The organism is Serratia sp. K1WW1, assembly GCF_055790865.1.
On the sequence record NZ_CM147697.1, the window covers coordinates 4,410,984 to 4,424,207 of the forward strand.

General features: G+C 49.2%; 13 protein-coding genes. 3 read left to right on the forward strand and 10 right to left on the reverse strand.

Going from position 1 to position 13,224, the window contains the following annotated elements; all coding sequences use genetic code 11:
* The first annotated feature begins 16 nt into the window (after nucleotides 1–16).
* Nucleotides 17–1,348, forward strand: a complete 1,332-nt coding sequence (locus ACX9GU_RS20015; protein ID WP_473192676.1) for an exo-beta-N-acetylmuramidase NamZ family protein — start codon at nucleotides 17–19, stop codon at nucleotides 1,346–1,348.
* A 207-nt stretch (nucleotides 1,349–1,555) separates the two neighbouring features.
* Here the strand turns inward: ACX9GU_RS20015 and ACX9GU_RS20020 are convergent, their stop codons facing one another.
* A complete protein-coding gene (locus ACX9GU_RS20020; protein WP_473192677.1) occupies nucleotides 1,556–1,795 on the reverse strand; it encodes a DUF1127 domain-containing protein in 240 nt (79 codons plus the stop codon).
* A gap of 165 nt (nucleotides 1,796–1,960) precedes the next feature.
* On the opposite strand from ACX9GU_RS20020, the gene ACX9GU_RS20025 reads away from it, so the two are divergent.
* Nucleotides 1,961–3,412, forward strand: a complete 1,452-nt coding sequence (locus tag ACX9GU_RS20025; protein ID WP_473192678.1) for an aminotransferase-like domain-containing protein — start codon at nucleotides 1,961–1,963, stop codon at nucleotides 3,410–3,412.
* 96 nt (nucleotides 3,413–3,508) lie between these two features.
* On the opposite strand, the gene ACX9GU_RS20030 is transcribed toward ACX9GU_RS20025, so the two are convergent.
* From ACX9GU_RS20030 to ACX9GU_RS20055, 6 genes are all read right to left on the reverse strand, one after another.
* Nucleotides 3,509–4,081: a helix-turn-helix transcriptional regulator gene (locus tag ACX9GU_RS20030; RefSeq protein WP_473192679.1), complete on the reverse strand. Its 573-nt coding sequence runs from the start codon at nucleotides 4,079–4,081 to the stop codon at nucleotides 3,509–3,511.
* 142 nt (nucleotides 4,082–4,223) lie between these two features.
* The gene (locus ACX9GU_RS20035) at nucleotides 4,224–5,408 is read right to left on the reverse strand and encodes a fimbrial protein (RefSeq protein ID WP_473192680.1); all 1,185 of its coding nucleotides are present in this window, start codon (nucleotides 5,406–5,408) and stop codon (nucleotides 4,224–4,226) included.
* 76 nt (nucleotides 5,409–5,484) lie between these two features.
* Nucleotides 5,485–8,139, reverse strand: a complete 2,655-nt coding sequence (locus ACX9GU_RS20040; RefSeq protein WP_473192681.1) for a fimbria/pilus outer membrane usher protein — start codon at nucleotides 8,137–8,139, stop codon at nucleotides 5,485–5,487.
* A 77-nt stretch (nucleotides 8,140–8,216) separates the two neighbouring features.
* Nucleotides 8,217–8,918: a fimbria/pilus periplasmic chaperone gene (locus ACX9GU_RS20045; protein WP_473192682.1), complete on the reverse strand. Its 702-nt coding sequence runs from the start codon at nucleotides 8,916–8,918 to the stop codon at nucleotides 8,217–8,219.
* Between the two features lie 56 nt (nucleotides 8,919–8,974).
* The gene (locus ACX9GU_RS20050) at nucleotides 8,975–9,526 is read right to left on the reverse strand and encodes a fimbrial protein (RefSeq protein WP_473192683.1); all 552 of its coding nucleotides are present in this window, start codon (nucleotides 9,524–9,526) and stop codon (nucleotides 8,975–8,977) included.
* 113 nt (nucleotides 9,527–9,639) lie between these two features.
* Nucleotides 9,640–10,020 carry a winged helix-turn-helix domain-containing protein gene (locus ACX9GU_RS20055; protein ID WP_473192684.1) on the reverse strand — a complete coding sequence of 127 codons (381 nt, stop codon included), beginning with the start codon at nucleotides 10,018–10,020 and terminating at the stop codon, nucleotides 9,640–9,642.
* Between the two features lie 545 nt (nucleotides 10,021–10,565).
* Between ACX9GU_RS20055 and ACX9GU_RS20060 the strand changes: the two genes are divergently transcribed.
* A complete protein-coding gene (locus ACX9GU_RS20060; protein ID WP_473195220.1) occupies nucleotides 10,566–10,829 on the forward strand; it encodes an ArsR/SmtB family transcription factor in 264 nt (87 codons plus the stop codon).
* Nucleotides 10,830–10,942: 113 nt separating this feature from the next.
* Here ACX9GU_RS20060 and ACX9GU_RS20065 read toward each other — a convergent pair whose 3' ends face one another.
* The 3 genes from ACX9GU_RS20065 to ACX9GU_RS20075 are packed head-to-tail and all read right to left on the reverse strand — an operon-like array spanning nucleotide 10,943 to nucleotide 13,131.
* Nucleotides 10,943–12,079, reverse strand: coding sequence for an HlyD family secretion protein (locus ACX9GU_RS20065; RefSeq protein ID WP_473192685.1), 1,137 nt, complete (start codon nucleotides 12,077–12,079; stop codon nucleotides 10,943–10,945).
* A 6-nt stretch (nucleotides 12,080–12,085) separates the two neighbouring features.
* Nucleotides 12,086–12,436 carry a DUF3302 domain-containing protein gene (locus ACX9GU_RS20070; protein ID WP_473192686.1) on the reverse strand — a complete coding sequence of 117 codons (351 nt, stop codon included), beginning with the start codon at nucleotides 12,434–12,436 and terminating at the stop codon, nucleotides 12,086–12,088.
* Nucleotides 12,437–12,477: 41 nt separating this feature from the next.
* Nucleotides 12,478–13,131, reverse strand: coding sequence for a DUF3313 domain-containing protein (locus tag ACX9GU_RS20075; RefSeq protein WP_473195221.1), 654 nt, complete (start codon nucleotides 13,129–13,131; stop codon nucleotides 12,478–12,480).
* Nucleotides 13,132–13,224 lie beyond the last annotated feature (93 nt).

The window sequence follows — 13,224 nt, forward strand, 5'->3', positions numbered from 1 at the left end:
TGGAGGGAAACAAGGAATGAGACACCTGCTACTGACGGTATTATTCCTGTGCTCGTCGTTGGCTATCAGCGCTGGCTATGCCAGCGCTGTACCAGGCATAGTGCTCGGCGTCGATCAGGAACAAATCTATGGGCCACTGCTTAAAAATAAGCGCGTCGGCCTGATGGTGAACCAAAGCTCAATCAATAAACAGGGCCGGCACACCATCGATAAATTGCTCACCGAGCAGGAGAAATATCAGTTTACCGTGACCACTCTGTTCTCGGTAGAACACGGTATCCGTGGTAATGCCGATGCCGGGCTGGGCGACGATAACCATATCGATAAGCACAGCGGCCTGCCTATCGTGTCTTTGTATGGCCGGGATGAGGATGGGCGGTCTCGCGTCCATCCCACCGAGGCACAGTTAGCCAATGTCGATATCGTAATTTACGATCTGCAGGATGTGGGCGTTCGCTTCTTTACCTACACCATTTCCCTGCACCACATGCTGGAAAGCCTGCAAAAATACCATAAGAAAATGATGGTGTTCGACCGGCCCAACCCGCTCGGCAGCCATGTGTATGGCCCTATTCTGGAGGAGGCAAACATCTCGGGGATTGGTATGCATCCGATACCGATGGTGCACGGGCTCACCTCAGGGGAGTTTGCCCGCATGATCACCGGCGAAGGTTGGCTGACGAATTTCAACGATACCAACTGGCAGGGCTTTGGCAACAAAGACCACCAGTTTCCCGCTGAAGATTTGATGGTTATCAGCATGGCTAACTACCAGCATGACACCCCTTATTCACTACCAGTACGGCCATCGCCGAACCTGCGCAGCGATTTGGCTATCCAGCTTTACCCTTCTTTGGGGCTGTTTGAAGCCACCAGCGTCAACATGGGCAGAGGTTCAGACCATCCGTTTGAACAACTGGGTTTTCCTACTCGCCAGTTTTACGTCAATACCTGCTATCAGGTGGATATCAGCCAGCAGAAAACCGGCTGGCCACAGGCTGGCAAGGAAGTGTGCGGGGAGATTTTGACAGCTACTGACATCAGCCAGGTTAAGCCAACGATACGTTACCTGGTCGACTGGTGGTTCAAATTCAACACTGCGGGCTATGAGATGGTGATCCCTGCGGCAAAAGAAGCGCAGTACCTGGATTATCAGGAGGAGTTTTTCTTGATACGCCCTCAGTGGCTGGCCAAGCTCACCGGCACCAGCAAACTGGTTACTTTGCTGAATGACGCAAGCGAAAGAAAACTGTCGGTTGATGAAACGGTCCAGTTCATCGAGGCCCAGTGGCAGCCTGGGGTAGATAGCTATTTGCAACTGCGCGAGAAATATAAGCTGTACCCTTAACGAGACTGCGATGGCGCAAGGGGCGCTGCATGCTGCGCCCCCTACAAACTCAGCCATTGCCACGTTGGCATCAAGCTTTCCCTGTTCCTATGACTTTGACTTTTGGTGGCGGTAGTCTTTGCCACCTCTTTTTTGTGAGTGCCAGTTATGGGCGCAGCATGCTGTTGAAATGAGATTTCTATGGCCCCCCTCTCTCCTTAACCCTGCTCAGCGCCAGAACGGGCGGCTGTAGTCTCGCTTGATATCATCCCGGTTCATGCCGATATCCTTTAGCTGATCGCTATTCAGCCTTGCCAGCGTATTGGCAGCTTTGCGCCGCTCATTCCATCGATTTGCCCATCTGTATGCTTTTAACCCTAAACGGACAAAAATAGTGCGGCGTTTGTTTTTTGTTCCCTCAGCTGACAAACAGCCGCCATCAATTTGATTTTCAATAATATTACTCATAATCAGCTCCCCGTCAGTCGATGAGCCTTTAGCATGATACTTGGCTGAAAAACATTACAGATGCAAAAGCTGGCTATTATTTCCATACAGATATGTGCTAAACAGTCTGAATGGTAAAAATCAGCGCCATCTGTACCGGTCCTCTCTCTTTATCAGGTGATATCCATGACTCGCTACCAACAATTGGCCAATATCCTTAGCCAACGCATCAAAGAAGGGCTGTATGTGCCCGGAGAGCGGCTGCCTTCCGTTCGGGTGTTGAGTGACGAGCACGGGGTCAGTATCAGCACCGTACAGCAGGCCTATCGGCAGCTCGAAGAGTGCCTGCTGATCGAGGCACGGCCAAAATCGGGATACTTCGTGAGTTGCAGCTCAAATCTGCCAGCGTTACCCGCGCTATGCAGCCATGCACAAAGACCGGTCGAGATATCTCAGTGGGAAAATACGCTGGAATTTTTGCAGGCTAGCGCTCAAGACAATGTGCTACATCTGGGCGTCGGCACGCCGGACCTGTCTGGCCCAGGCCTGAAAATACTCAGCCGTTTGCTGGCCCGTATCAGCCTGCATCAAAGCGAGGAAGTGCTGGATTACGACAGTATTTACGGCACCACGGTGCTGCGTGAGCAGATTGCCCGCCTGATGCTGGACAGTGGCAACCATCAATCGGCAGACAATATCATCATTACCTCTGGCTGCCATGGCGCACTGGCGATTGCCTTAGGGGCCGTTTGCCAGCCTGGTGACATTGTGGCGGTGGATTCCCCCAGCTTTCATGGTGCGATGCAGACGCTGAAGGGGATGGGGATGAAGGTGATTGAAATCCCCACCGATCCGGTGGTGGGTATCAGCCTGGAGGCGTTGGAAATGGCGCTGGATCAGTGGCCGATTAAAGCTATCCAGCTGACACCAACCTGCAATAACCCGTTGGGTTACAACATGCCGAATGAGCGCAAGAAAGCACTGTTGACGCTGGCTCAACGCTATGACGTGGCCATTATTGAAGACGATGTGTATGGCGCTCTCGCTTATCAATACCCACGCCCGCCGACCATTGCCTCCTTTGATGAGGATGGCCGCGTATTGCTATGTAGCTCCTTTTCTAAAACCGTTTCGCCCGGTTTGCGGGTTGGCTGGATTTCTCCAGGGCGTTACTTAGAGAAAGCGTTACATATGAAGTATATTTCCGCCGGGCGAGTCCCCACCTTACCGCAGTTGGCCATGGCTGAATTCATCAAACAGGGGCATTACCTCCAGCATCTACGCCGTATGCGCCGCCAGTATCAGCGTAATCGCGACATTATGACGGGTTGGATCATGAAGTATTTCCCGCCGAATACCTGCCTGAGCAGGCCACAAGGGAGCTTTATGTTATGGGTAGAGCTGCCTTATGGGTTCGATAGCCTGCGCCTGAACCGCTGTTTGCTGCCACAGGGCATACAGATTGCCGTCGGTTTTATCAGTTCTGCTGCCGGAAAATACCGCAATTGCCTACGGCTCAGCTACAGCAAACCCATGACCCGCGAGATTGAGCAAGCGATCCAAAAGGTGGGCAAAACAATTTATGAATTGCTGGAGGTGGAACAGCCAGCAATGGCGGCGGAAAAGCAAAACCAATAAGCCAGTTATCAGTAAGATGCTTAGCGCCACCGGCCCACACGGCGATAGCCCATATCGTAGCTAAAGCTCCGAAAATGGAGCTCACGATGGACAAATTCAATAAATCGCCATCCTGAGCACCTCTTTTCTCACTGGCCATATTTCGAACATGTTTCTTCCTCCAAGCTTAATAAATGCATTTCGCCTGTGTGTATACACTGTTTTTATCGAGATACATAAAAACTGGCTAATAGAAGTGGCATTCATACCATTAATCGTATGAGTGAGTATGGCCTTTTCTCTTTGGGTTAATTTTCTTTTCAGCGAGTCTATCGTGGTTTTCTCCTTTTCAAAATCTTCAGCTATCTTACCTAGTATTTTTTCAATGCTCGCACGAGGATCCAGTAAAATATCCCTTTCAAAAGCAATATTGAAATTTGACCTATTATTTACGGGGATAACAATCATTCGCCCAGGAAGTGAGTTTGTTGAAATAAACAGCAAAATATCATTAATATTGTTTAATGTATAAAAAATGTATACATCATTACTTTGTAAAGTGGTTCTTGGCGTGCTTTTCAATTCCTGAACATTTATATTACTCACTTCTCTTTCATCGCTTTGGAGATATTCTTTAATCCCAATGAAGAAATAGTAATTTTCAGTAATGACTTTAATATTTACTGACATATCATTATATCCTTATGGTTTATATTGAAGTTCCGTTAGTGTAAACATTTAGTGACAGCCTGCCGAATTCCTGGACAGTATTCATTTTTTATAGAACATGACAACACTCAGGTTATTTTTATCTCGGTGTCGTCATTTAATGTTAATAATAGCTGATAGTGAACGTCACTTTACCATTCGCTTTACCCGGCGTAGGCGTGGTCGCGGTTTGAATATAGCGGGCTGCCAGGGGCACGCGTATCGTGGAAGCCCCCCCCATAACAGGTAGGATTATGGTTTGTTCTGTTGCAAAGTTAAACAGAGTCGGCGTTTGGTTGCTCTCTCCCCAACCGAGCTGGATACCTACACCTGACGCGGCCCCGGCTACCGTTGAATCAATGGACATAATCCCGTTGGCGGCATCCACTACGGGCGTTGCTGGGGTTAATCGCACACCAATACTGTTATTGAGTGGGGTCGTTGAAGTGCCTTTTCCGGTATTGTAATTCATTAACAATGGCGCATTAGTGGAATTATAAAAACCGTAGAATTTGGGGCAGTTTGTCAGAGTAATGGAAGCATCAATCCAAGGGGTGGTAGAATTTAACGCTCTAAAATTCTCAGCGATTGCATAAGTTCCCAATGTCACAGCCACATCCGGCGTCGTGCAGGTTTGCGCTGATACCGTGATAGTCCCTTGAAAACTGAAAATCCAATCATATATCGGCAGCCCACTGATTTCGGCGGCATTAGTGTGGCTGGTTGGTGAAACGTCCGTACCCTGCGTAACGGTAGGAAAATTGGCGCCGCTGGCAGTGTAATTTCCAGGTGTAAGCGGGCCGGTTTTAATCAGCACGACATTTCGTATGTTGCTTGCACCGGAATGGGTGAATAGCCCATTTAATTCTGAACCAAGAAGATTCTGCGCCTCGGCATAACGCTTGGTTGTTGTTAGGGGGGTTCCCGCAGAACTCAAAATTGCCACGCCGATACCGGGAATACCGGTTTGATAGACCCCGTTTGCATAAGGGCCCGTTGTCAGATTAGCGAGAGGCAGTGGAGTATTTGATACAAATGCTGAGGTTGCATAATAAAAGTATTTGCCAACGTCCGACGCAAGCCATTTTCCGGTAACAGACCCATCTTTCATAATCAGGCTGGCCTGGTAGAGCACGGTCCCCACCGGTACGTCTACACCGGCAGAAATCTGCGACGGGCTCAAGGGAACGACTACTGTTTGAACACCGGTGTTTAGCGTCACGGTCACAGCGGCCCAGCTCGCAGGGCTGGCTGTCGTTAACAAGACTCCCCCCAGCACACCTAACACGTTATTGAGCGATAACTTCATACGTCATTCCCCCTCTTTCTGGCCGGGCCCACCAGGCCTTAGCCAGAAAGAAAAAATGGTTGTAATGCTTCGGCGGTTAACCGTTGTCAACGGCCGATTCTGTGTTGTTCTTGGCCAATTTCGACTTATGGATACCGGGTGGTGTACCCGCAGTGCACGGTGAGGTAAATCTTTGTATCTGGCTCTGTTGTTGCCCTTTGACCATGGGCAGCAAGATATAGTTGACGGTGCACTGCATCTCACCGCCTTCGCCCCATTTCACCCGCAGTTGTCCCTTGTCTTCTGCTACCCGTGCATACAGTTGCCCACCCTGGCCCACCGACCCCACGTTGTTACCGGTGCTGTCAAAAATATCTGCCCCGAATGGCACAGGTTCCCCTTGATAGGTCGCATTCACCAGGATTGGCGTGCCCCGCTTGGTGTTGTATTTCAGCCTCACCACCGCCCCGGAATACGGCGCCACTTTCTGGCTGGTATTGTCCAGTTCTACATTGGCCGCCGAGCCTGCCGGATCGATACTGACCTCATTCATCTGATATGGGTTCAGGTAAGGCACCACCGCATAGCCGCGTGAATCGATACTCACCCCTGGATACGAGGAGACCTTGGCCCCTTCGGCTCCTTTGGCTTCCACCAAGGCAAAGGTGTCAGAGCTGTACGGCGTAAAGGTCACTCCCCCCGCATGCGCGATCACCGTGCCGTTCATCCCGGCCGATGCACTCTGGTAACCTTTACCGGCGCTGACCGTGCCACTCAACGCCGTGACCGGACTGCGGTAGCTACCGTTCAGAGACCCACTGGAACCCATGCCCTGGTTGGCATTCATCGCCGTCACGCCATAGCTAAACTGGTTATCCTTCCCTGCAGTGCCGGAGACCGTAGCCTGCTCGCCATAACGCCCACTGCTATCATGCGATAGATCCATGCGTAGCTGCGGCGTGTGGGTTTCATCGTTACGCCCCAACGGCAGGCTGAAACTCAGCAGATAGTTGGTCTGTGATCCACCCAGACTAGAGAAACTACGGTTGATGCTCAGGCCATATGACAGGCTCTTGTATAGATTGTTGTAACCCACCTGGTACTGCTTCTCAGTGCCGTCTTTGTTCCAATAGTTCTGCAACGAACCACTGACATACAGCTGGCCCCAGTTTTCTGGCAATCCCTGTGCGGCGGTGACCGTCAGGCGGTTTTTCGCCCGCCAGATAGAATCCGGCGAGAACCCCTGCGCTACCGCATCACGAGTCTGCATAGCAGTCATGAAGTCCATGTAGCCACTGGTTGAGAAACGGTATGCTGCCAGCGTCAGGTTGCTGTTGGTTTCACTGATCAGCTTGCTGTAGCTCACCTGATAGCTTTGCCCGCTCAGGCTGTTACCCGGCTGATGCCGGCCACTCGCATTGGTGGCGTTACCCAAATGGGTGCGCGCCTGTGTGGCATCAAAGGCCAAGGCCCCTATCGGCGTTCCCACCGCAGCCCCCAGTTGCAACGCGTAGTAATCCTGGCTGGCTTGCATGCCACCATAACCCGTAACCGAGTTGGTCAATCCAAGCTGGTAGGTTGCCTGGTAAAGCGCTGGTTTTTCACGCAGGTTATCGCTGCGTACTTCACCCGCAGTGATCGAATACCGTGATGAACCTGGGCGTAGTAGCTGTGCGACCGAGGCATACGGCACGCTGAAAGTCTGCTCGGTACCGTCAGACTCCCGCACGGTGACGACCAGATCCCCACCGTACCCGGTCGGGTACAGATCGTTGATCAGAAACTCGCCGGGGGTAACGGTGGTTTCATACAGCACCTGCCCCCCCTGGCGTACGGTGACGCGAGCGTTGGTGCGGGCAATGCCACGGATATCCGGCGCGTAACCACGCAGGGACTCCGGCAACATCCGATCGTCGGTCGCCAGTTGAATGCCAGTAAACGGCAGCGTATCGAACAGTTGCCCGGTGGTGTTCGACTGCCCCATCAGCACGCGGGCCTTGAGCTGCGGGATATCGCGCTGCAGATAAGTATTGAGGCTGGTGTACTGGCTCTCACCGTTGTCCGTCCGGGTGTAAGAGCCGTTATGGCGCAGATACCAGGCTCCGACGTTCACCCCGGCATTCACCCCGGCATACATGGAATTAAAGGTATTACCATGCGACTCACTGGTGTAACCATTGACGTTGTAGCCTAACAATAATGCCGGTACACCACTGTCCCACAGTTCCGGGTTCACGGTGCCCCGGGCCATACTCAGCGTGTAAACCTGCGGGATCATGATATCCAGACGCTGTTCATTACTGTCATAATTTACTTTGGATTCCGGCAGTTTACGCACCAGATCCATACATAATTCGCCCTGACCTTGCGGGCCTAAAAAGTCCGCTGGCAATCTGTCATAATTGAACGGTATATTTTTAATCAGCTCACGGGTCAGGCAGGGGTACACGGATTTGTCTGCCCGTGCCTTGAATTCAATGTTGGTATTACTGACAAGTTGATTATTAATGTATAAAGCGGTTTTATAGACCCCAGGCAACCCTGCAGACCCATTGGCAAAGCGGCTGAGATCCACTGATTTCTGATCGTCAACATTCAGGAATGAAGCATCAAACTCCAGATTCCTTGCGATCTCGGTTGGAGGACTAATGGTATTGTCAGCACTGGCCCCCCCCACGACAAACGTCGATAAAATAGCTATCGCGAGAGGGGTTAATTTACCATGGGATCCATACTGTAAATATTTTGACATAACGCATCCCTTCATAACTCACTTCTGAATAGTGACAATCCCGTCACGCCGAATAGAGTATTTATGCAACGAAATTATTATTTAATGATGGCATTGAAAGAATTAACTGCACCGTAGTCATTAACAAAATCCCCGGTCACGTTATTGCCCGCCTTTACTGACAACGGAAATGTCTGTGTTCCGCGCGGCGCAACCATCTTGCCTTCCACCGTTTTGCCATTCACCGTAATGCTCGCAAAAGAAACATGAAAAGGGGTTGGATTAATGGCCTGAAGGCTATTTCCTTGTGCACTCCAGGTGACGGCTTTGACGGCATCATTGGCGTTACCCGCCAAGCCGACGGGCCGGTAGAACAGCTTGATGCGCGAGCGGAACGCCATCTGCAACAAATTATCCTCGGCCTTAGCCACTTTTTTGGCTGGGACCTCGAGCACGTTGAGCCAGAATACCGATTCTTTGTCCATCGGCAGCGCGCCACCGGTGTAGCTAATACGCAAGGTCTGGCCTTTACTGGGTTCCACACGGTTCATCGGCGGAGTCAACACAAAAGGTACCTGAATAGCGGCGGGTTTGGCCGTGATATCGCCGGTATCGATCCAGCTTTGTATCAGCACAGGGGAAGGGCCAACATTGTTGAGCTTGACACTCACCTCTTTTGCATCAGACGGATAGATCACCCGAGTGCCGCTGATCACCACGCTGGCCAGACTGTGAGTCGTAAAGAGGGCTACGGCCAACAGACAGAAGGCATGAGAGATGTTCCGGGGAAAAAACGACATGATAAGCTCCTTGCTGACATGCTGAATGGGGGAGGGTTTCCCCTCCCGCCAACGTATTACTGGTACTGAATCGAATAAACAACGTTACTCAGTACGGTACCCGCAGTGGTTGCACCGTCTGCATAGTACTCAACGGCATATGGCAGGTTGGCAGTACCCGCGGTCAGGTCATAAGGAACATAAATGGTATTCAGTCTCTGGTTCTGGTTACCCGCCTGGATCACAGCTTGAGTAGAGCTTGAGCCGTCACGCAGTTGCAGGCTCACATTGCTCGCCGTACCGCCCATGTTTTTCAGGTGGCCGGTAACCAGATCAACAGAAGAACCCGCTTCGAAGAAGGCGGAAACCGTTCTCAAGGTACCTGCGCAATTGCTCAGTGCCATGTTGAAGCCTGTACGGCCTGCTGTCTGGGTAGCGGCTGTCAGTTGGTTGGTCCCGATAGTTGGCAATGTCACTGTTGCGTCTGCCGCTTGACCATCAACAATAACGTCGCAGGTGGTTGCCGTCAGTTCACCATTGAATGTGATAGTTCCAGTAGAGGCAGCCTGAGCCAGACCAACAGAGCCAAATAAAGCGACGAGAGATGCAACGATTGTTAACTTTTTCATATATATTCCTACATACCTTGTGTTGTTAAACCATTCTAATATCCATTAGAATGGCGGGTTCATCCATGTGACATGGATATATCTATATATGCTTTATAAATTACAGGAGAAACTCATTCGATAATTAAAGATTTGACCCTTTGATTATCTACAGAGTAGCCGATACCACGCACGTTTATTATCAGATCATCACGAAGACCAATTGATAACAGCTTGCTTTTTAGCTTTTTAATTTCTTGCCAGAGCCGTTGATTGGATGATGATAGACCAAACTCATCCCAAACGTTTCTCATAATATTATTTTTGCTGATGATTTCTATTTTACGATTCTTAAGTAAAAATGATAATAATCGCGTTTGCATTTCATTCAAAAAAACAAGCCTGAAAGATAATGGACGTTCCTCATCCTCACTAATGAAATACATCAGTCTTTTATGATTAACATTAAAATAAATATCTTCATCGATTAGGAATCCATGCAAATTATCTTCCATAACTATCTCGGCTAATTTTTAGATTTTAAAAACCACCCATAATGTGAGCCTATTATATCTGCAAATTGGCGTTTAACAATCCATCTTAAATAATGAAAATCCCATATACAAAAAACAAACATTCAATATTATCCATTGTAAACAACATAAATATCAGAACTTACTCCTGATAAATTTTACGATAGTAAATTTTTAACCCAATTTAACTTATTCAGTTTTATTAGCCAAAAATATTGAATGTACAAGCTTATCGGATTTTTCTGCCATGAAAATAAAATTAACATTATTATTCATATGGATACACAAATTATCTCATTAAGATTAATCCACTTATCATCCAAAATGAACAGAATGTACATTTGGGTGGCGATACAATCTGTTGCGGATCAATATGTAAAAGGTGGGTACTGGGCGTGCTTGCAGGATTCGTGGGCGGACGGACCGGTCACACTGCATCCGCACTACCTCTGCCCTTTAACAAAGCGGTGTGTTTATGTTCTTGGCCTTTTGAGAGAAATACGCTGTATCTCCACCATTCCAGAAGTATGAAATCAAGGTACTTAAGGAGCTTCCAAACGCAGCTGATACCCCCACATCCACCACGTGTGAGTGTGTACAGAGAGCGGGTTAAAGCCGGGCATCAGAGGTTACCTGTAGGAGAACTGCAAAAGCGGCTTGAGATCCCTGCGTCAACATTAAGCCATCATCTATCAGCGCTGATTTCGGTTTCTCTGGTACGTCAGGAGCGGCAAGGACCAATACTATTCTGTCCTGCCCTCATTGAAAATCTGGACTTGACGCCCCCCTGACAAAGGAGTGTTGAGCAGGCACAAAGGAGTGTTCCACTGCAGCAATCTGAGCCCGCAATTCACGTTGCAGGCTTTATTGTCTGTGCAGCACGATCCTTTGGCACACCTAACCGTTAGTGATCCAGATAGAGATAATGTAGCCAACTGGTCATACGTAACAGGACCTTGCGCATGATGGAAAGATGCTCAAAGTGCTCGGTATAGACCGCTGTCTGCGCAGTGACCCCATCAGGCAATTTATCGAGGTCAGGAACAGGGTCCAAATCAATCATCACGTAAACCCCCTCTTGCTGAGCGCCGACATTTAGCCCCTGCAATACACCGCTGGCCTGATAGCTGCCGCTGGGTACCACAGGCAGCACCTGCGTTACCGAGCCGCCATAGATTTTCCCGGGCAAGCCGTTAAATACCACCTCAGCCTTGTCGCCCTGGGTTAAACGCAGGATCGAGTTTTGACGGAATACCGCCACCACCTGCCGTTTTTGTTGCGGAATAAAAGTCATCACCGGTTTGAACGGCAGACGTACTGCCGTCGTGCCTGGCCTGGCCAGCACTTGAGTGACGTAACCATCGCTTGGTGCTCGAACGGTCGTTTGTTCCAAATTGTAGGTCGCCTCTGCAATCTGAGATTTCAGGCTGGCGATACGAGCATCTTCACCGTTGTAGTTGCCCGAAAGCCGTTCCTGCGCCTGCTGATGCTGAGACTTGGCAACCTTTAGCGCTGCGGATTGTGCTTGGAACTGCTGCTGGGCATGACTGATGTCTTGTTCAGAAAAAGGATTCACTGCCATGGTCGCGCCTTTAGCATAGCGCTGATAATCCTTGCGGGTTCGTTCATACTCGGCATAAACCCGCTGCACATTGGCTGAAGACTCTTGCAACGCAGCCTGCCGTGTTCTGACATCCGCTTGCGTACTGGCAAGATCTGCCTGCAGTTTGTTCAGCCGGGCACGGTAACGGGTATCATCAAGGCGAAACAGCACATCCCCTTTATGCAGTAACATGTTGGTCTTATCCGTGACCTCGACAATCACTCCCGATACCTGGGGAACAATAGGCACTGAAATAGCGATTTTCTGTGCTCGATAGGTATATGGATGGTTGTAATTCATACCCAGAATCAAAGCACCCACGATAAAAATACCGCCAAGTACCGCGGTCGGTACGGTCCATTTATTGATTGGGATGCGGAACAGTTTGAATACGCCGTAGCTCAGCGCAACGTAGCTGAGAATAATTAAGAGATCCATACCCTTTCAACAACCTTTATCAGACGGCGAACTTTCATCTGCAACAGACATCTGCATGCGCTGCAACTCGCTTTGTAACTGGTGAATTCGCGCTTGCAACACTTCAGGTTGCTCAGCCTTTGCGGCCATACCCCATCCCCGCTCTGGCCGATATAATGTTGCCCAGATCCACAGCAGTGGCCAAATAGCATGTAGGGTAAACAGGCTAACCCAGCCCGCTACATGAATGGCATCTTGATGAGGGTGTTGCCGCTTCTTGGCCAGCAGATAAGGAATATCGTGGATAATAATCACACCATAAAATAAAATCAAAAACACGGCGATTAATACGCCTAAAGCAAAATAATCTAGAAACATGCTACACCCTGGTTGATAACGCTGAATAACTCATCGGGATTTTATGCCGTCTTATACTCTTTGATGTCTTTGGCAATGATATCGATGGCGTTTTTAACCTCTTTCACCGTTAATTTTGACTTTTCATTATTCAAATTATTTCCGGATGCTTTTCGCACCACTTTGATCACCGGCTGATTGGTCGAAGCGTCGATAAACTCGCCTTCCATATAAACGGCACTCTCCATAGTGCGGTGCCCCGTCACACTCTGTGTTGCAGCGACCAGAAGTGTGATTGGCAGTACCTCATACACCTGAAGCCCCTTTTTCTGCATATCGATAGCCGTTATAGCCCCGCGAAAAATAAGCGTATTTTCACGCGGCATATCCTCTAAGATAAAATGAGACGCCATCGCCTGCCTAAACTGCTGGTTGGTATAGTTCAGGATATTATCCAGTGTACTCTGGCTTACCATTTCAGTGGGTTTTAGCCGAGGGAAGTAGATCATCGGCTGGTAAACCAAATATTTGTATTTAGCAAAGTCGACGTTAGTCTCTTTCCAATATAAAACGTCCTTGCCAGAGGCTGATGTACCTTTAGTAATATCATTGTAATCATTCAGAAATTTTGAGTATTTTTCCTTTTCAGTGACCGTGGATGAACACGCTGCCAGAATTAATACCAAAGGCAAAATGGTCGCACGCGTTATTCTCATCATAATTTCCAACATTAATGTAATACATAGCAAATAATTGGCCGAAATAATACCCACTCGTTACTGATAAGTCATATGACAATACCGTCAAAA